General features: G+C 68.7%; 17 protein-coding genes. 11 read left to right on the top strand and 6 right to left on the bottom strand.

Translation table 11 applies throughout. From position 1 onward, the window contains the following. The first annotated feature begins 43 nt into the window (after positions 1-43). From mfd to G5B46_RS02770, 6 genes are all read left to right on the top strand, one after another. On the top strand, positions 44-3,508 hold the full coding sequence (gene mfd / locus G5B46_RS02795; protein WP_165255852.1) for a transcription-repair coupling factor: 3,465 nt from the start codon (positions 44-46) through the stop codon (positions 3,506-3,508). A gap of 237 nt (positions 3,509-3,745) precedes the next feature. Continuing rightward, positions 3,746-6,073: a methyl-accepting chemotaxis protein gene (locus tag G5B46_RS02790; RefSeq protein WP_165255851.1), complete on the top strand. Its 2,328-nt coding sequence runs from the start codon at positions 3,746-3,748 to the stop codon at positions 6,071-6,073. A gap of 39 nt (positions 6,074-6,112) precedes the next feature. Beyond that, positions 6,113-6,610, top strand: a complete 498-nt coding sequence (locus tag G5B46_RS02785; RefSeq protein ID WP_165255849.1) for a GAF domain-containing protein — start codon at positions 6,113-6,115, stop codon at positions 6,608-6,610. 69 nt (positions 6,611-6,679) lie between these two features. Beyond that, positions 6,680-7,819 carry a GNAT family N-acetyltransferase gene (locus G5B46_RS02780; RefSeq protein WP_165255847.1) on the top strand — a complete coding sequence of 380 codons (1,140 nt, stop codon included), beginning with the start codon at positions 6,680-6,682 and terminating at the stop codon, positions 7,817-7,819. Next, positions 7,819-8,739, top strand: a complete 921-nt coding sequence (locus G5B46_RS02775; protein ID WP_165255845.1) for a glycosyltransferase family 2 protein — start codon at positions 7,819-7,821, stop codon at positions 8,737-8,739. The genes G5B46_RS02780 and G5B46_RS02775 overlap by 1 nt, the downstream gene beginning before the upstream one ends. A gap of 10 nt (positions 8,740-8,749) precedes the next feature. Beyond that, on the top strand, positions 8,750-9,667 hold the full coding sequence (locus tag G5B46_RS02770) for a hypothetical protein (protein ID WP_165255843.1): 918 nt from the start codon (positions 8,750-8,752) through the stop codon (positions 9,665-9,667). 11 nt (positions 9,668-9,678) lie between these two features. Here the strand turns inward: G5B46_RS02770 and G5B46_RS02765 are convergent, their stop codons facing one another. After that, complete coding sequence (locus G5B46_RS02765) at positions 9,679-10,581, bottom strand: LysR family transcriptional regulator (RefSeq protein WP_165255841.1); 903 nt, start codon at positions 10,579-10,581, stop codon at positions 9,679-9,681. 119 nt (positions 10,582-10,700) lie between these two features. Between G5B46_RS02765 and G5B46_RS02760 the strand changes: the two genes are divergently transcribed. The 5 genes from G5B46_RS02760 (at position 10,701) to G5B46_RS02740 (ending at position 15,567) form a co-directional block, all read left to right on the top strand. Further along, positions 10,701-11,456: an SDR family oxidoreductase gene (locus tag G5B46_RS02760; protein WP_165255839.1), complete on the top strand. Its 756-nt coding sequence runs from the start codon at positions 10,701-10,703 to the stop codon at positions 11,454-11,456. Positions 11,457-11,631: 175 nt separating this feature from the next. Then, entirely contained in the window at positions 11,632-12,345 is a 714-nt protein-coding gene (locus G5B46_RS02755) for a DUF2786 domain-containing protein (RefSeq protein WP_165255837.1), read from the top strand. 127 nt (positions 12,346-12,472) lie between these two features. Further along, complete coding sequence (locus G5B46_RS02750) at positions 12,473-12,997, top strand: flavin reductase family protein (protein WP_101717335.1); 525 nt, start codon at positions 12,473-12,475, stop codon at positions 12,995-12,997. 89 nt (positions 12,998-13,086) lie between these two features. Further along, entirely contained in the window at positions 13,087-14,583 is a 1,497-nt protein-coding gene (locus tag G5B46_RS02745; protein ID WP_165255835.1) for a CoA-acylating methylmalonate-semialdehyde dehydrogenase, read from the top strand. Positions 14,584-14,604: 21 nt separating this feature from the next. After that, complete coding sequence (locus G5B46_RS02740; RefSeq protein ID WP_165255833.1) at positions 14,605-15,567, top strand: M15 family metallopeptidase; 963 nt, start codon at positions 14,605-14,607, stop codon at positions 15,565-15,567. A gap of 12 nt (positions 15,568-15,579) precedes the next feature. On the opposite strand, the gene G5B46_RS02735 is transcribed toward G5B46_RS02740, so the two are convergent. The 5 genes from G5B46_RS02735 to G5B46_RS02715 form a co-directional block, all read right to left on the bottom strand. Next, positions 15,580-16,011 (bottom strand): hypothetical protein, encoded by a 432-nt coding sequence (locus G5B46_RS02735; protein WP_165255831.1) that lies wholly within the window; start codon positions 16,009-16,011, stop codon positions 15,580-15,582. Between the two features lie 17 nt (positions 16,012-16,028). Beyond that, positions 16,029-16,751 carry an endonuclease III gene (locus G5B46_RS02730; RefSeq protein ID WP_165255829.1) on the bottom strand — a complete coding sequence of 241 codons (723 nt, stop codon included), beginning with the start codon at positions 16,749-16,751 and terminating at the stop codon, positions 16,029-16,031. A 65-nt stretch (positions 16,752-16,816) separates the two neighbouring features. Next, positions 16,817-17,386, bottom strand: coding sequence for an NUDIX hydrolase (locus G5B46_RS02725; protein WP_165255827.1), 570 nt, complete (start codon positions 17,384-17,386; stop codon positions 16,817-16,819). After that, positions 17,383-18,384 carry an inorganic phosphate transporter gene (locus G5B46_RS02720; RefSeq protein WP_165255825.1) on the bottom strand — a complete coding sequence of 334 codons (1,002 nt, stop codon included), beginning with the start codon at positions 18,382-18,384 and terminating at the stop codon, positions 17,383-17,385. Before G5B46_RS02720 ends, G5B46_RS02725 begins: the two co-directional genes overlap by 4 nt. Positions 18,385-18,396: 12 nt before the next feature. After that, positions 18,397-19,041, bottom strand: coding sequence for a DUF47 domain-containing protein (locus tag G5B46_RS02715; RefSeq protein WP_165255823.1), 645 nt, complete (start codon positions 19,039-19,041; stop codon positions 18,397-18,399). Between the last annotated feature and the right edge of the window lie 205 nt (positions 19,042-19,246).

Genomic DNA, 19,246 nt, shown 5'->3' with positions numbered 1-19,246 from the left:
TGCATTCCGGCGGGTTGTTGCCCGCCAACAGTTGAAGAGCAGCATGGCCTACGACGCCAAACAGATCGCCAAGGCCGCCGGCGGCCTGACCCTGGCCGGGGCGCCGGAGGGCTTCGACGCGCTGGTGATGGCCGACGTCGCGCGCGCGCGCGGCGGGCTGACCGCCTTCGTGGCCCGCGACACCGCCCGGGCCAGCGCCTTCATCGACGCCCTGAAGTTCTTCGCGCCCGAGATCGAGGCGGTTCTGCTGCCGTCGTGGGACTGCCTGCCCTATGATCGCATCGGCCCGTCGGCCGGGGTGGCCGCCACGCGCATGTGCACCCTGCACCGGCTGGCCAACGGCCTTGGCCAGGCCAAGCCGGCCATGCTGGTGGTCGCGGCTCCGGCGCTGCTGCAGCGCGTGCCGACCAAGGAGGTGCTGCTGCGCGCCAGCTACAGCGCCAAGGTCGGCCAGAGCGTCGATATCAAGGACCTGGAGCGCTATTTCGCGGTCAACGGCTATGTCCGCGCCTCCACCGTCTCCGAGCGTGGCGAGTTCGCCATCCGCGGCGGCGTCATCGACGTCTATCCGCCGGCATCGGAAGAGCCGGTGCGCCTGGACCTGTTCGGCGACACCCTGGAGAGCATCCGCGCCTTCGATCCGGAAACCCAGCGCTCGACCAGGCAGCTGACCTCGATCGAGCTGTTGCCAGTCAGCGAGGCGCTGCTGGACGCCGACGCCGTATCGCGCTTCCGCGGTTCGTACGTGCGCCTGTTCGGCGCGCCGGGCGATGATGCGCTGTACGCCGCGGTCAGCGACGGCGGCCGCCGCGCCGGCATGGAGCACTGGCTGCCGCTGTTTTACGAGCGGATGGCGACGATCTTCGACTATCTGCCGGCCGGCTCGCTGATCGGTGTCGACCACCAGGCCGCCGAGGCCCGCGACGAGCGGCTGTCGATGATCGCCGACGCCTACGACGCCCGCGCCGCCGCCGACCGCAAGTCGGCCTACCGCCCGCTGGAGCCCAAGGCGCTCTACCTGACCGCCCAGGAATGGGACGAGGCCGTTTCCGACCGTCCGCACCGCCAGTTCACGCCGTTCCAGCCCCAGGGCCTGGACGTCGTCGACCTCGGCGCGAAACAGGGCCGCACCTTCGCCGCCGAGCGCGCCCAGGACAGCGTCAACCTGTTCGAGGCCACCGCCGACCACGCCAAGAAGCTGGCCGGGGAGGGTAAGCGCGTCCTCTTCGCCTCATGGTCGGAAGGCTCGTCCGAGCGCCTGGGCACGATGCTGTCGGACCATGGCCTGAAGAAGGTGCCGTTCGCCGGCTACTGGCAAGCGGCCAAGGCCAACGACCCGAAGGTTCCCCAGCGCGTCGTGCTGCCGCTGGACGCTGGTTTCGAGACCGACAGCCTGGCCGTCATCTCCGAGACCGACATCCTGGGCGACCGCCTGGCGCGCCCGCGCAAGAAGCGCCGCGCGGCCAACTTCCTGGCGGAAGCCTCGGCCCTGACGCCCGGCGATCTGGTCGTTCACATCGACCACGGCATCGGCCGCTACGAGGGCCTCAAGACCCTGGACGTGCAGGGCGCGCCGCACGACTGCCTCGACCTGATGTACGGCGGCGAGGCCAAGCTCTACCTGCCGGTCGAGAACATCGACCTGCTCACCCGCTACGGCGCCGACGGCGAGAACGTTCAGCTCGACAAGCTGGGCGGCGCGGCCTGGCAGGGCCGCAAGGCGAAAGCGAAGGAGCGCCTGCGGGTCATGGCCGAGGGCCTGATCCAGATCGCCGCCGCCCGCTCGCTGAAGTCGGTGGAAGAGACCGATCCCCCGTCGGGCGTGTTCGACGAGTTCTGCGCCCGCTTCCCCTACGAGGAGACGGACGACCAGCTCAACGCCATCCACGACGTGCTGGAAGACCTGTCGTCCGGCAAGCCGATGGACCGCCTGATCTGCGGCGACGTCGGCTTCGGCAAGACGGAAGTGGCCCTGCGCGCGGCCTTCGTGGTGGCCATGAGCGGCAAGCAGGTCGCCGTGGTCTGCCCGACCACGCTGCTGGCCCGCCAGCACTACAAGACCTTCAAGGAACGCTTCCAGGGTTGGCCGGTGAAGGTCACCCGCCTGTCGCGCCTGGTCACCGGCAAGGAAGCCGCCGACACCCGCGAGGGCCTGGCCAACGGCCAGCTGGAGATCGTGGTCGGCACCCACGCGGTGCTGTCCAAGCAGGTCGCGTTCAAGGACCTGGGCCTCGTGATCGTCGACGAGGAGCAGCACTTCGGGGTCAAGCACAAGGAGAAGCTGAAAGAGCTTCGCGCCGACGTGCACATGCTGACCCTGACCGCGACGCCCATTCCGCGCACCCTGCAGATGGCGCTGTCGGGCATCCGGGAGATGTCGATCATCGCCACCCCGCCGGTCGATCGCCTGGCGGTGCGCACCTACATCACGCCCTTCGACGCCGTCACCGTGCGCGAGGCCCTGCTGCGCGAGAAGTATCGCGGCGGCCAGGCCTATTACGTCGTGCCTCGCCTGAAGGACCTGGAGGACATCGAGAAGTTCCTCCGCACCCAGGTGCCCGAGGTGAAGTATGTGGTCGGCCACGGCCAGATGAGCGCCACCCAGCTCGAGGAGGTGATGACCGCCTTCTACGAGGGCCAGTACGACGTGCTCCTAGCGACCACTATCGTGGAAAGTGGGCTCGACATCCCCTCGGCCAACACCCTGGTGGTGCACCGCGCCGACATGTTCGGCCTGGCGCAGCTGTATCAGATCCGCGGACGGGTCGGCCGCTCCAAGGCCCGGGCCTACGCCTATCTGACGACGCCGGCCGAAAAGCAGATCACCCAGTCGGCCGAAAAGCGCCTGAAGGTGCTCCAGTCGCTCGACAGCCTGGGCGCCGGCTTCCAGCTGGCCAGCCACGATCTCGACATCCGCGGCGGCGGCAACCTGCTCGGCGACGAGCAAAGCGGCCACATCAAGGAGATCGGCGTCGAGCTCTACCAGCAGATGCTGGAAGACGCCGTGGCGGCCCTGCGCGAACGCCAGGGCGCCGAAGCGCTGCTGGAAGACCGCGCCTGGTCGCCGCAGATCAACACCGGCGCGGCCGTGATGATCCCCGACGACTACGTGCCCGACCTGAACGTGCGCCTGTCGCTCTACCGCCGCCTGTCTGAAGCCGAAAAGGCCGCCGACCGCGAGGCCCTGGCCGCCGAGATGATCGACCGCTTCGGCCCGCTGCCGCCCGAGACCGACAGCTTGCTCAAGGTCGTCGGCATCAAGGGCATGTGCCGCGAGGCCAATGTCGCCAAGATCGACGTCGGCCCCAAGGGCGCGGTGCTGAGCTTCCGCAACGACGAGTTCGCCAACCCGCTGCCGCTGATGCAGTTCATCGGCAAGAACAGCCTGATCTGGAAGGCCCGGCCCGACCAGAAGGTGGTCGTGAAGGGCGAATGGGACACCCCCGCCCAGCGGCTGGATGCGGCCGAGAAGATCCTGGTCCAGCTGGTGAAGCTGGCGAAGGGGTAGGGCGGAAGATGCTCCCCCTGAAGGGGGAGCTGTCGCGGAGCGACTGAGGGGGGAGTGACCGCTGTGTCGACGCCTGAACTGACGTCAGTAGTGACTTCCCCCTCCGGCCCTCCGGGCCACCTCCCCCTTCAGGGGGAGGATAAGGGCGCCAGATTGTCGCAGCTTAACTACGGTTAACAGCTGCTTAGGAATCGCCAGCCACAACGAGGTTAACGGCTCGGGTTGCGGAGATTCTCGATGAAGGCGTTCGGTCGGCTGACCATCGCGTGGAAGCTGGTGACGGTGGCGGGTCTGGCCATCGGCCTTCTGCTGATCGCCGCCGCCGTGGCGGTGTCGATGCACACCTCCAGCATCGTCGCGGGCTTGACGCATCGCTATGCCGACGCCGTGGCCGACGACGCCATCGAGCAGATCCGCACCGAGATCGGCAAGGTCGAAGCCACCTCACGCGCCACCGCCGGCTCGATCGCCGCGGCCCATACGGCCGGCGTGCGCGATCGCCGCGCCTATATCGAGATGCTGCGCCCGCAGGCCGACGCCACGCCGATCGTCATGGGCGCCTGGTTCATGGCCGCGCCCGACGCTCTGGACGGCAAGGACGCCGAGTTCGCCGGCCAGACCGCCATGGGCTCGACGGCCCAGGGCAACTTCACCCCGTACTGGGTGCACAACGACGGCAAGGTGATCTTCGAGCCGCTGAGCGAAGGCAACGAATACAGCCAGCCCTACTACACGGTGCCGCGCGACACGCGTAAGGCCGCGATCCTCGAGCCCTATCCCTACACCGTCGCCGGCAAGACCCAGCTGATGACCTCGGTCGTCTATCCGGTGCTGGTGAACGGCCAGTTCCTGGGCGCCGAGGGCGTCGACCTGTCGCTGGACGGCGTCTCGCAGCGCCTGGAGAAGATGCAGCCCCTGGGCGGCGGCCGCGTGATGCTGCTGTCCTCGAGCGGCAAGTGGGTGGCCCACCCCAACGCCGACCTGCGCACGACCGCTTACGCCGACGCGGGCGCCGACAAGGTCAAGGCCGTGCTGAGCGGCGGCGAGCCGGCGATCTTCGAAGGCGTCAAGGTCGGCGACGAGGAGATGGAGCGGATGATCCGCCCCATCGCCATGCCCGAACTCAACACCACCTGGGCGCTGGTCATGGACGTGCCGCGCTCGGCCATCACCGGTCCGGCCGACCGCCTGGCCATGATCCTGTTCATCGGCGGCATGGTGATCACCGGCGCGGTGCTCTTGGCCCTGTTCCTGGCCAGCGCCAGCCTGGTGCGCCGTCCGCTGTCGGGCCTGACCCAGTCGGTCGACGCGCTGAGCGCCGGCCGCTACGACCAGCCCGTGCCCGGCGTGACCGGCGGCGACGAGATCGGCGCCATCGCCAGGGCCCTCGACGGCTTCCGCCACGACCTGGCCGACGGCCAGCGCCGCCGCGCCGAGCAGGAGGCCGAACGCGCCGCCGCCGAGATCGAGCGCCAGCGCCACGCCGAAGAGGCCGAGGCCTTCGCCAAGGCCCAGGCCGCCGCCGTCGCTACGCTTGGCCAGGGCATGGAGAAGCTGGCCGACGGTGATCTGATCTGGCGCATGCGCGAGGACGGCTTCTCGGGCGAAGCCCGCAAGATGCCGCGCGACTTCAACGCCGCCGTCGACAGCCTGCAGCAGACCATGGCCGGCATCCTGTCGGCCGCCCAGAGCATCCGCGCCGGCTGCGCCGAGATCAGCCACGCCTCCGACGACCTGGCCCAGCGCACCGAGCGCCAGGCCGCCGGCCTGGAGCAGACCGCCGCGGCGCTCGACCAGATCACCGCCACGGTCAAGAAGAGCTCGGAGGGCGCCGAGCGCGCCCGTCAGCTGACCGAAAGCGCCAAGGCCAACGCCGAGAAGAGCGGCAAGGTCGTCACCGAAGCCGTCCAGGCCATGGGCGGCATCGAGAAGTCGTCGCAGTCGATCACCCAGATCATCGGCGTCATCGACGAGATCGCCTTCCAGACCAACCTTTTGGCCCTGAACGCCGGGGTCGAAGCGGCGCGGGCCGGCGAGGCGGGCAGGGGCTTTGCGGTCGTCGCCCAGGAAGTGCGGGCCCTGGCCCAACGCAGCGCCGACGCCGCCAAGGAGATCAAGGGCCTGATCCGCGCCTCCACCGACGAGGTGGGCAAGGGCGTGCGCCTGGTCGGCGAGACCGGCGAGACCCTGCAGCAGATCATGGAGCAGGTCTCCGAGATCAACGCCCTGGTGGGCGAGATCGCCGCCTCGGCCAAGGAACAGTCGGTCGGCCTCGCCGAGGTCAACACCGCCGTCAACCAGATGGACCAGGTGACCCAGCAGAACGCGGCCATGGTCGAGCAGTCGACCGCCGCCGCCCACGCCCTGTCCAGCGAGGCGGGCGAGCTGGAGCGCCTGATCGGCCGCTTCCAGGTGGGCGCCGAGGTTCGCGACCTGCATCCCCGCCAAGCGCCGCGCCAGCCGGCCGCGCCCCGTCGCGAAGCGTTCCGCGAGCGCTACGTGCAAGGCGCCAACGCCCTGAAGATCGCCCCGCAGTCGCGCCCCGGCGACTGGGAAGAATTCTAGGCCCTCGCATTACGCCATGGGCGCGCTATATCCGCGCCCATGGCTGAAGCTTTCAACGACAAGACCCTCTCCGCCGACAAGGCCGCCCGCTATGCCGAGGTCGCCGAGGAGATCGCCTCCGTCCTGGACGGCGAGGGCAACCTGACCGCCCGCATGGCGACCGTGGCCTCGATGCTGGCCAACAGCTTCGACCACTATTTCTGGACCGGCTTCTACGTCGTGGATCCCGCCAAGGAGCGCGAGCTGGTCGTGGGGCCCTACCAGGGCACCCTGGGCTGCCTGCGCATCCCGTTCGGCCGCGGCGTCTGCGGCGCGGCCGCCGCCACCGGCCAGACCCAGCTTGTGCCAGATGTGCACGCCTTCCCGGGCCACATCGCCTGCGACAGCCGCTCGGCCAGCGAGGTCGTGGTGCCGGTGTTCGACGCTGAGGGCCGCCTGCTGGCCGTGTTCGACGTCGATTCCGACCGTCCGGCCGCCTTCGACGAGGTCGACCAGGCCTGGCTGGAGCGCATCCTGGGTGCGACATTCCGCGCCTGAGCGTGGCCCCTGGATTGCAGTGACATTTCCATCATTCCCTAACCGAGCCGGTTTAGGACAGAGGTGGACATGTTGGACATCGAGACCCTGCACCCCGCTGATCTGACCCCCGCGGACGTCGCCCTCTGGCGAGCGTTCGCGATGGCGGATCCAGTCCTGGCCGGCCCTCTGCTCGGTCCGGACTTCGCCCAGGCCGTCGGCCGGGTGCGCGAGGACGCTCGGGTCGCCGTGATTCGCCGCGGCGGCGAGACGATCGGCTTCCTGGCCCATCATCGCCGTCCGGGCGGCGTGGCCCGCCCTATCGGCGCGCCGCTGTCGGACTATCACGGCCTGGTCGCCAAGCCGGGCGAGACGATCGACGCGGCCCAGGTGCTGCGCGCCGCAGACCTGGCGGTCATGCGCTATACGGGCCTGGTCGATCCCGCCGGAGCCTTCCAGGTCGAGCCGACCATCCCGGCCTATGTCATCGACACGCAGGGCGACGCTGCGGCCTATCTGGAGGCGGTGCGCGCCGGCAGCCCCAAGAAGATCAAGAACTACCGCCGTCTCGACAACAAGCTCGAGCGCGAGATGGGGCAGGTCGAGCTGCGGGCCGGCGACGACAGCCAGGAGGCCTTCGACCAGCTGATCGCCTGGAAGCGCGAGCAGATCGAGCGCACCGGCGTCCACGACTTCCTGCGCCCGCAATGGACGCGCGACCTGTTCCAGATGCTGTTCGAGCAGCGCGACGGCGAGTTCCGCGGCCTGATGATCAACCTCTATGCCGGCGGTCAGCTGGTGGCGGGCCACTTCGGCGTGCGCCAGGGCGAGATCTACCACCCGTGGATCGCCTCGACCAATCCGGCCTTCGGGGCCTGGTCGCCGGGCCAGATCTTCTTCCTGCGCGCCATAGCCGCCATGCCGCAGCTGGGCCTGACCCGTTACGACCTGGGGCCGGGCTCGGACCACTACAAGCATTCCTACGGCCTGACCCAGACCCTGATCGCCGACGGCGCGGCCACCGCCGCCAGCATGGCCGGCCGGGTGGCCGGTTCGGTCGAGGGCGTCTGGGCCCTGGCCGGCGCCAACGGCGCTGGACCCGTCGCGCGCCTGCGCCGGCGGATGGACATCATCGCCAGCACCGAGCTGACCATGGGCGGCCGGGTGAAGGGGCTGGTCGACGCCGTCGCCGCCCAGGGCAAGCGCCGAAACGCGACGATGGAGGTCTGATGGCCCGCGTGACGATCATGATCCCGACCCAGCGTCGGCTCGGCGGCCTGGCCGTCGCGGCCCGCTCGGTCCTGGCCCAGGCCGGCGTGGATCATTCCGAGCTGGAACTCGTGATCGTCGACAACGACCAGGCGCCGTCCGCCCAGGGCGTGGCCCAGACCCTGGCGGCCGAGGCGCCGTTCCCCGTCCACTACGTGCACGAGCCGCGCGCCGGCGTCGCCAACGCCCGCAACGCCGGCATGGCCAGGGCCTCGGGCGCGTTCGTCGCCTTCCTGGACGACGACGAGGAGGCCCCCGCCGGCTGGCTGGCCGCTCTGCTGGCCGCGCAGGAGCGTTACGCCGCCGACGTCGTGTTCGGTCCTGTCCGGGCCCGCGCGCCGCAGGCCGTCACCGAGCATCGCGACTATCTGGAGCGGTTCTTCTCGCGCATCGGCCCCGAGCAGGCCGGCGTCATCGACCACTACTACGGCTGCGGCGACAGCCTGCTGAAGCGCTCGAGCCTGCCCGATCCGGTCGCGCCCTTCGCGGCCGAACGCAATCATATCGGCGGCGAGGACGACATGCTGTTCGGCCACATGCGGGCCGCCGGCGCGGTCTTCGCCTGGGAGCCCGAGGCCTGGGTGTGGGAAGACCCCGTGCCCGACCGCCTGACGCTGGACTACACGATCCGCCGCGCCTTCGCCTACGGCCAGGGTCCCTCGGCTCACTGCGCCGCCGCCGTGCCCCCCGACCGCGTGGGCGTGGCCCGCTGGATGGCCGTCGGCGTCGTCCAGGCGGCGCTGTTCGGCGCCGTGGCCGGCTTCAAGTGGCTGACGCGCGCGGGCGATCGGGCCGAATGGCTGGACCGCGCCGCCCGCGGCCTGGGCAAGACCCTGTGGTGGGGTCCCTTCAAGATCCATTTCTACGGACACACGGCGTGAGGCTGGCGGCATGACCATCATCCACGACTGGACCCCCGAGAAGGCCAAGGCCTTCGGCAAGGAAAACCTGGTCTTCAAGCACGGCCTGCACGAGCGGCCGATGTTCGACGACGAGGGCCTGGCGCGGCTGCTCGACCGCTATCCGCGCGAGCTCCTGGGCGTCTTCACCATGGGCGAGGACCCCAAGGCCTGGACCACCTGGCGCAAGGGCTCGGCGGGCAATCTGTCGGGCGATCAGCTGCTGGAGGCCGCCAAGGCCGGCCGCATCTGGCTGAACCTGCGCCACACCAACGACCACGTGCCTGAGTACGCCGCCCTGTGCGACGAGATCTTCGCCGAGAAGGAAGGCAAGGTTCCGGGCCTGAAGACCTTCAAGCGCGATCTGGGCATGCTGATCAGCAGCGCCAACGCCCAGGTCTTCTATCATCTCGACGTGCCGCTGGTGTCGCTGTGGCAGATCCGTGGCGTCAAGAAGGTGTGGGTCTATCCGGTGGCCGACCCCTATGTGGGCGACCTGGCGCTGGAGAAGATCGTGCTGCGCGAGACCGCCGAACAGTTCGCCTTCGACCCCGCCTGGGACGCCGGCGCCCAGGCCGTCGAGCTGACGCCCGGTTCGATGGTCACCTGGAAGCAGAACGCCCCGCACCGCATCGAAAACGGCCCGATGCTGAATGTCTCGATCTCGATCGAGTTCATGACGCCGCCGGCCCTGATGCGCGCCAACGTCATCTACGCCAACGGCGTGCTGCGTCGCCGGCTGGGCGCCAATCCCAAGGTTCAGGCCGGTTTCGGCCCGACGGCCCTGGGCAAGCTGGCCGTCGCCCGCGGCGCCAAGGCCCTGAACCTGCAGACCCCGCACGTGCGCCACCTGCCGGTGACGTTCGGCCTGGACGCTGGGCGGCCTGGGGTGCTGGTGGAAGGCGCTTAGAGGCGCGCGGCCTACTGGGTCGGCCGATCCTGGCTGAACACCGCGGCCAGATGATCGATGAACGCCCGCACGGCTGGTGGAAGGCCGCGCCGGGTGGTGAAGACGATGTGGACGATCCCGTCCTCCGATCGCCACTCCGGAAAGACCTGAACCAGACGGCCGGTCATGAGATCGGCCTTGCAGATATGATCCGGCAGGAAAGCGACGCCGATGTTCGCAGCCGCGGCGTCGCGCAGCGCCAGGAAGTCACCGCAGGCCAAGCGGGGCTCGTGACGGATCGCGCAGGTCGCATCGTTCGGCCCCAGCAGGTCCCAGGTGAGCTCGCCTGACTGGTCGGTGGGGCTGAGGGTGGGCAGGCCGGCCAGTTGGTCGATCTCCAGGTCGACGCAACGGGCGGCGAGTTGAGGCCCTGCTACCAGAATTCGGCGCGAACGGCCCAGCGTGCGCATGGTCAGCGCCGCGTCGGTCGTCAGCACGGTGCGCACCCGCAGGGCGACGTCGATCCGCTCCTCGATGAGATCCACCGGCCTGTCGACCGCGATCACCTGCAGCCGCACCTTGGGAAACCGCGCCAGAAACCGCGGCAAGCTCGCTGACAGGGTCTCGACCAGGCCGGTGGGACAGCTGAAGCGGATCAGGCCTTGCGGCTCGCTCTTGGCCTCGGCGGCGACGGCGTTGGCCTGCTCGACATCGAGGGCCACGATTCTGCAGCGTTCGTAGAAGGCCTGACCGACCTCGGTGACCCGAAACCGGCGCGTCGTGCGCTCGATCAGCCGCACGCCGAGGCGGGCTTCCAGCTGGGCGATCCGGCGGCTCAGGGTCGACTTCGGCTGGCGCAGGGCGCGGCCGGCCGGCGCGAAGCCGCCATGGGCCACCACTTCGGCAAAGAGCAGGTAGTCGTTCAGGTCGGGCATATCATCGTCTCATTATCGAGACACTGAATGCCACATTGCCTGACTACCGGCCAGATCGTTCCAGATGCATCTCCTTACCAACGGCGAACGGTTCGCCGCACAAGCCAAGGAGACTTCAGATGAGCGGCAAGTTCGAAAACAAGGTGGTGGTGGTCACCGGCGGCACCAGCGGCATCGGCCTGGCCACCGCCCGCGCGTTCGCGGCCGAGGGAGCCAATGTGTTCATCACCGGCCGCCGCCAGGCCGAGCTGGACGCGGCGGTCAAGTCGATCGGCGGCGCGACGGTCGGCGTCCAGGCCGACATGTCCAAGCTGGCCGATATCGACCGCCTCTACGACGCGGTGCAGCAGCGCCACGCCCAGATCGACGCCCTGTTCGCCAACGCCGGCGGCGGCGACATGCTGCCCCTGGGCGCGATCACCGAGGAACACTACGAGGATATCTTCGGCCGCAACGTGAAGGGCGTGATCTTCACCGTGCAGAAGGCGCTGCCGCTGCTGCGTGACGGGGCCAGCGTGATCCTCTCGGGCTCGACCACGGCCACCACCGGCACCGCCGCCTTCAGCGTCTACAGCGCCTCGAAGGCCGCCGTGCGCAACCTGGCCCGCAGCTGGACCCTCGACCTCAAGGATCGCGGCATCCGGGTCAACGTGGTCAGCCCTGGCCCGATCAGGACGCCCGGCCTGGTCGAGCTTGCCGGCTCGGATCCCGCCCAGCAGCAAGGTCTGCTCGACTACATGGCCAGCCAGACCCCGATCGGCCGCGTCGGCGCACCCGAGGAGATCGCCAAGGCCGTGCTCTTCCTGGCCTCGGACGACTCCGCCTTCATGGCCGGTTCGGATTTCGCCATCGACGGCGGCGTGGCTCAGGTCTAGTCGGGAAAGGCCTTCCGCTCATTCGATGCTCCGAATGAGCGGAAGCTGGCCTCTGATACAAGAGGGTGCTCGATCCTGGGCCCTTCGATGTGCTGGGATCAGCCTCAGGCTTCGCCTAGAAGGCGGGGCAGGCGAACTTGGCGGGTTGGCGCTGAGACACTTTCGGGGCGCAGCCGTGAACGAACATCTGGCAGACCTTGAAAAGCTCAGGGCGCGCATCGCAGGGCTCCGAGCCAAGACCACGGACAATGGCTGCACGGAAGCCGAAGCCATGTCGGCCGCCGCGAAGGTCGCCGAACTGCTCGATCGATACGACCTTTCCCTCACCGACGTTGAACTCCGCGATACGCTGTGCGAGCGGCGCGAGTACGAAACGCACCACAATAAGCGGATACCGTTGGGCGATTGCATCGTCGCCATCGCCAGTTTTTGTGATTGCCGAGTTTGGCGCGAGAAGGGCCCGACCGGAGAGCCTCGGTACGTATTCTTTGGGCTCCCTGCGGATATTGAAGTCGCGCACTACCTGACCGAACTGATCGACGGCGCTGTTCGGTTCGAGCTTGGCCGCTACAAGACCTCTGCCGACTATCAGCGATTTCGGCACAAGGATCGACATGTGGCCAACGCCTCGTTCACTCTGGGCATGGTCACGTCCATCGCGGACAAGCTGACCGCGATGAAGGCCGGGCGCGACCGGGTAAACAGCGACGCCGGACGTGATCTCGTCGTTCTCAAGTCGGCCGTCGTTGATGCAGAACTCGACAAGCTCGATCTGAAACTGAGGGCCGTGCTCCGGCCAGCCCGCATGGTGGCGCCGGAGGCCTATGGGGCCGGCGGCGTCGCGGGCGCGTCTCTAGCCATCGATCTCGGCGGCCCGAAGACCGCGTAGCGCCCTGCCGCCACTGATCACTAAGTAAGCAAAAACTTCATTGCGGCTCCAGTCCTCGCTCCTCCAGCCCCGTCGCGCGGCATCCCGCCTTGCCCGTCGCCCGGCTTTGTCGCACTGCTAGGGCAAGATGAGTCAGGCAGTCACGATCGAACTGGGGGAGGGCGGCGCGCATGACGCCCGCGCCCTGCGCAACGCTTTCGGGTGCTTCACCACGGGGGTCACCGTCGTCACGACGCTGGGGCAGGACGGCCGCCGCGTCGGCCTGACCGCCAATTCCTTCACGTCGGTGTCGTTGGACCCGCCGCTGGCCTTGGTCTGCGTCGACCTGAAGTCGTCGAGCCTGCCGGCGCTGGACGCGGCTGGCCGCTTCGCCGTCAACGTGCTGCACGCCGATCACCAGGCCCTGGCCCGTCAGTTCGTGCAGAAGGACACCGACCGCTTCGCCGGCGTCGAGACCGAGACCTGGCGCACGGGCGTGCCGATCCTGCCCGGCTGCATGGCCAATTTCGAATGCGAGACCCACCACGTCTTCGACGCCGGCGATCACCGGGTCTATGTCGGGCGGGTGGTCAAGCTGCGTTACGACCCCGACCACGAGCCGCTGGTCTACCTGCAGGGCCGGTTCCGCCGGGTGCATGTCGACGCGGAGTAGGCGGCTGAGAAGCCGGGGATAGATTTTCCACGATACGCGCCGTTTTTCGGATGCTAATGACGCCGAAAAACAGCGTTAGGGAGCGCATCATGCGAGACATCGCCCATTTCGTGAACGGCCAAGCCTTCGATGGCGCCTCGGGGCGCTTCGGCGACGTCTTCAATCCCAACACCGGCGAGGTGCAGGCCCGCGTCCAGTTCGCCACCGACGGCGAGATCGACGCCGCCGTCCAGGCCGCGGCCAAGGCCCAGGTCGGCTGGGCGGCGACCAACCCGCAGCGCCGCGCCCGGGTGATGTTCGAGTTCAAGCGCCTGATCGAGCGCGACATGAACAGCCTGGCCGAGATCCTGTCGTCCGAGCACGGCAAGGTCATCGCCGACAGCAAGGGCGACATTCAGCGCGGCCTGGAAGTCATTGAATTCGCCTGCGGAATTCCGCACATCCTGAAGGGTGAGTACACCGAGGGCGCGGGCCCCGGCATCGACGTCTATTCGATGCGCCAGCCCCTGGGCGTCTGCGCGGGCATCACCCCGTTCAACTTCCCGGCCATGATCCCGATGTGGATGTTCGGCATCGCCATCGCGGTCGGCAACAGCTTCATCCTCAAGCCCTCGGAGAAGGATCCGACGGTTCCGCTGAAGCTGGCCGAGCTGATGATGGAGGCCGGCGCGCCCGAAGGCGTGCTCAACGTGATCCACGGCGACAAGAGCGCCGTCGACGCCATCCTGACCCACCCGCTGATCCGCGCCGTCAGCTTTGTCGGCAGCTCCGACATCGCCCACTACGTCTACCAGACCGGCACGGCGCACGGTAAGCGCGTCCAGGCCATGGGCGGCGCCAAGAACCACGGCCTTGTTTTGCCCGACGCCGACCTCGACCAGGTGGTCAAGGACCTGTCGGGCGCGGCTTTCGGCTCGGCGGGCGAGCGCTGCATGGCCCTGCCGGTCGTGGTGCCGGTCGGCAAGAAGACCGCCGACGAACTGCGCGAGCGCCTGGTCGCCGAGATCGACACCCTCAAGGTCGGCATCTCCACCGACACGGCCGCCCATTACGGCCCCGTGGTCAGCGCCCAACACCGCGCCAAGATCGCCGACTACATCCAGATCGGCGTCGACGAAGGCGCCGAACTGGTGGTCGACGGCCGCGACTTTTCCCTGCAGGGCTTCGAGAAGGGCTTCTTCATCGGCCCGTCGCTGTTCGACGGCGTCAAGAAGGGCATGAAGACCTATCAGGAAGAGATCTTCGGCCCGGTGCTGCAGATGGTGCGCGCCGAAAGCTTCGAGGAGGCGATCGCCCTGCCGTCCGAGCACCAGTACGGCAACGGCGTGGCGATCTTCACCCGCAACGGCCGCGCCGCCCGCGAGTTCGCCGCCCGCGTCAACGTGGGCATGGTCGGCATCAACGTGCCGATCCCGGTGCCGGTGGCCTATCACACCTTCGGCGGCTGGAAGCGCAGCGCCTTCGGCGACACCAACCAGCACGGCGTCGAGGGCGTGAAGTTCTACACCAAGGTCAAGACGGTCACGGCCCGCTGGCCGGAAGGCGATGTCGAGGACAGCGCCTTCGTCATCCCGACGATGAAGTAGGAAAAAGGGGGGGCGGCGGCGATGCGGCAGACCCGTAGAACCGTCGCCGCCGGCGTCCTGGCCTCGAGCCTTGCGCCTGGCGCGGCCCTGGCGGCTGCCGACTTGGCGCTGGTCGCCCAGTACGGTGCGCCCGAGGCGCCCGTCACGATCTTCGAGACCGACGACGGCGCCTTGGCCGTCTTCGCCCATGGCGGTCCGATCCGGCGGCTGTCGCCGACCGCTCCGGGCCGTTATGGCGTCGCGGGCGGCGGGGAGCTGCTGGCGACGGCGCGCGGCGTGCGGCTGAACGGCGCGGTCTTGCCGCGCCGCGACTTCGGCGTCGAGGTGCAGGCCGGCATCCGCCGCGCCGTTCGCGCCGATCCCAAGGCCTTGCGCGAGCGAGCCCTGGCCGCGACGCCGCCGGTCGAGACGGGCGATTTCCTGCCGTCCGACCTCGTCGACCTGGCCGCGATCGATCCGACGATCGCTTTCGACATCCGCTATGCCGGCCGCGACAACTTCATGGGGCTGAAGCTCTACGAGCGCTCGGCCGCCTGGCTGCAGCGCCCCGCCGCCGAGGCCGTGGGCCGTGCAGCCAAGGCCTTGGCGGCCCAGGGCTGGGGCTTGACCATCCACGACGCCTATCGGCCGTGGTTCGTGACCTGGATGTTCTGGGAGGCCACGCCGCCGGCCAGCCGCGTCTTCGTGGCCGATCCGGCCAAGGGCTCGCGCCATAATCGCGGATGCGCCGTCGACCTGACCCTGCACGACCTGAAAACCGGCGAGGTCGTCCTGATGCCCAGCCGCTACGACGAGATGTCGACGCGCTCCTATGCCGACTTCGCCGGCGGAACGGCCAGGCAGCGGGCCCTGCGCAGGGTGCTGCGCGAGGCCATGGTCGCCCAGGGCTTCGAGGTCTATCCGGAAGAGTGGTGGCACTTCGACTATGGCGACTGGCGCCGCTATCCGATCGGCACGCGGACCTTCACCGAACTGGCGGGGTAGGGCTTGATCCCGTCAGTCCAGCCAGTCGAAGCTGACGACGGCCCAGCCGTAGGAGCGGATCCGCCAGCCGTCGGCCTCGCGCACCTGCACGAAGGTCCAGCCGCCCAGCTCCTTGAACGGCTTGCCGCCGCGTACGCCGCTCCAGCGGGTGGGCAGGGTGAAGTGGACGGTGTCGCCGTCTAGACCGAAGTCCTGCGGCGCTTCGAATGCGTGCTTCAGCCCGTCGATCGCGCCGACATGGCGGCTCATGATCGCCCGCCATTGCGCCAGGCCTTGCTGGCCCAGGAAGATGTACGGCGCGAAGTTCTCGAGGATCGTCACGTCGCCGCCGGAGAACACGCCGTCCAGCAGCGAGGCGTCCGCCGTCTCCAGGAACCGCGCCAAGGCCTCTGGCGCGGCCATCATGGCGGCGTCGGGAAACGTGGGCGCGGCGGGCTTGCTCATGGGTCGTGCTTACCGCCTCAGCCTCGCGGCCGCCAGGCCAGCACCGTCGCGCCCTCCACGCCCACGCGGCGGCATTGCGCCTTCATCGGGCAGGCGCCGCATTGCGGCGCGTCGTGGGTGCAGACCAGCTGTCCCAGGCCGTGCTTCATCAGGCAGTGAAGCTCGAACAGGTCGTCGGCGCTCCAGGCGTCGGGCGCCAGGGCCATCAGGGCGTGATAGCTGTGGGTGGGGTCGCCGGGGCCGACCAGGCCCAGGCGCTGGGCCGTGCGGTGCACGTGGCTGTCGACCACCAGGTCGCGCATGGCCAGGGTGCTGAAGTTGAGGACACTGGCGGCGACCTTCTGGCCGACGCCAGGCAGGGCGCGCAGTTCGTGCCGGGCCTGCTCGACGGTGAGGTTGCGCAGGTGGCTCAGCGACAGCCAGCCGATGCGGTCCTGGATCATGCGCAGGGCGATCGGCAGGCGGCGGGCCTTGTCCTGCGCATGGGTGACGTCGGCGATCAGCGCCAGCACCTGCTCGGGCCCGGCGGCGGCGAGCTCTTCCCAGGTCCGGAACGCGCCCTGCAGCCGAAGGAACGCGGCCCAGGACACCGCGTCGAGCGTGCGGTGGCTGATCGACGACTTCACCAGCTGGGAGACGGGGTCCATCCGCGCCTTGGGTCGCTGCGGGCCGAAGGCGGCCAGCAGGACGTCGCGCGCATCTTCCAGCGGCGATCGGGCCAGACAGAGGGACAGCTGCATGGGCTCGCCTCGCATGAACATAATGAGAACATTATGCTCTACCGAAGCGATTGTCGAGCCGCGGATCAGCCTCGGCGGCGGGCGCGGCCCCACAGGACGGTGACCCGTCGGCGCAGGCGTTGCAGCGCCACCCGCACCGGCGTCGGCGCCGGATCGAGCGGCGGGCGCTCGTCGAGCGGCAGATCAACGCGCGCGAAACGGGCGATCAGGCTGCGCAGTTCTGGTTCCTGCACCGCCAGCGCGGCCTCGACCGGCGTCATCCAGCGCAGGGTGCGCTGGCCCTTCTCGGGCCAGGTCGCATGCTCGCCGGTGACCTTCATCGGGAAGACGTCGACCTTGACCAGGCGCCCCGCGCCGCTCTTGAGACGCTTGAGATACTCGTAATCGCCGAAGGGGGTCTCGACGATCACGCCGTCGAGGCCGGCTTCCTCATAGGCTTCCTGGGCGGCGGCCTGGTGGTCGAGCTTGCCCTTCATCGGCCAGCCCTTGGGGATCACCCAGCGGCGGGTCTCGCGCGAGGAGACGAGCAGGACCTCGAGGCCGGCGCCTTGCGCGCGCCAGGGCAGGGCGGCGACCTGGCGACGCTTGCCGCCGCCCTTGGCCCCGCCGGTCTGCTTGACCGTCCCGTCCGTCACTGCATCCAGAACCCGAGATAGTAGAACGCCACGGCCATCAGCCCGGCCGCCGGGAGCGTGACGATCCAGGCCGTCACGATGCTCTTTGCGATACCCCAGCGCACGGCCGAAACGCGCCGCGATGCGCCCACGCCGACAATAGCGCCGGTAATCGTGTGAGTCGTCGATACCGGAACGCCCAGATGCGTCGCAAGGAACAAGGTGATGGCGCCGCCGGTCTCCGCGCAGAAGCCCTGCATCGGCGTCAGGCGGGTAATCTTGCTGCCCATGGTGTGCACGATCCGCCAGCCGCCGAACAGCGTGCCAAGACCCATGGCCGCCTGACAGGTGATCACCACCCAGAACGGGATGTGGCCCGGCTGGTGCGTGGCGCCGTGCGCGAACAGCAGGGCGGCGATGATGCCCATGGTCTTCTGGGCGTCGTTGCCGCCGTGGCCCAGCGAGTAGAAGGCCGCCGAGACGAACTGCAGCTTGCGGAACACCTTGTCGGCCCAGAACGGCGAGCTCTTCAGGAAGGTCCACGACACGATCAGCACCAGCAGCAGCGCCAGGGCGAAGCCGATGGTGGGCGAGACGATGATGCCGGCGGCGGTCTTGCCCAGGCCCGCCCACTGCACCGCGCCCAGGCCGCCGACCTTGGCGACGGAGGCGCCGACCAGCGCGCCGATCAGGGCGTGCGAGCTGGAGGAGGGGATCGCCGCCCACCAGGTGATCAGGTTCCAGCTGATCGCGCCCATCAGCGCCGCGAAGATCAGGCGGTCGCTGATGATGTGCGGATCGATGATGCCCGAGCCGACCGTCTTGGCCACGCCCAGTCCCACGAACAGGAAGGCGATGAAGTTGAAGAACGCCGCCCAGATCACCGCCCACTTGGCCGAAAGCACGCGGGTGGAGACGATGGTGGCGATCGAGTTGGCCGCGTCGTGCAGCCCGTTCAGGAAGTCGAACGCCAGGGCGACGACCACCAGGAACACCAGGATGAGGAGCGTGGGGTCCACGGCGCGGGCTCTTTAGACCTGCTCGACCACGATGCCGCTGATGCGGTTGGCCACGTCCTCGAAGCGGTCGACGACCTTTTCCAGGTGGCTGTAGATGTCGATGCCCACGATGAAGGCCATCGGATCCTTGTCGCGGTGGGCCAGGAACAGCTCCTTGCGACCGATGTCGTACATCTGGTCGGCCTGTTCCTCGATCTGGGTGATCTTGACGGCCAGGTCGCTGAGGCGATGGGCGTTGTGGCGCATCTTGGGCAGCAGCGACACGGCCTCGGCGGTCAGGTCGGCGGCCTGGACGATGATCTGCGCCATCGCCTTCATCTGCGGCTCGAAGGTCGTGACCTCGAACAGGCTGACTACCTTGGCGGTCTTGCGCATCTGGTCGATGGCGTCGTCCAGCGACGTCGTCAGGTCCTGGATGTCGCTACGGTCGAAGGGCGTGATGAAGCTGCGGCGGACGGCCTGCATCACCTGGCGGGTGACCTCGTCGGCCTCTTCCTCGTGCTGGTTCACCCGAGCGGTGGCGGCCTCGATGCTGTCGGCGCCGCTCATCAGGTCGCTGAGCGCCTTGGAGCCGGCGACCAGCGTCGCGGCGTGCTGGGAGAAAAGGTCGAAGAACCGGTCTTCCTTGGGCATGATCGCCCGGAACAAACCCAGCATGTCGCTTCATCCTCTGTTCGAAGCGGCGGAACGAAAAACGCGGACGTCCGTACCGGGAGCATCCGCGCATTGGGCGGACCGGAACCACGGAAGCGCCGGGCTTTCAAGCCCCGTGTGAAACTTTTGTGACAAATCGCTGCTCTGGCCGGGGCTGAGGCGCATGGCGCTCGGCAGGTTGCGCAGCTTGCGGCAAGATGACGCTCCA

The sequence above is a fragment of the Caulobacter sp. 602-2 genome, from assembly GCF_011043625.1.
Taxonomy (GTDB): domain Bacteria; phylum Pseudomonadota; class Alphaproteobacteria; order Caulobacterales; family Caulobacteraceae; genus Caulobacter.
The sequence above is the reverse complement of the archived record's forward strand: the minus strand, read 5'-3'. Positions and strand labels throughout refer to the sequence as shown.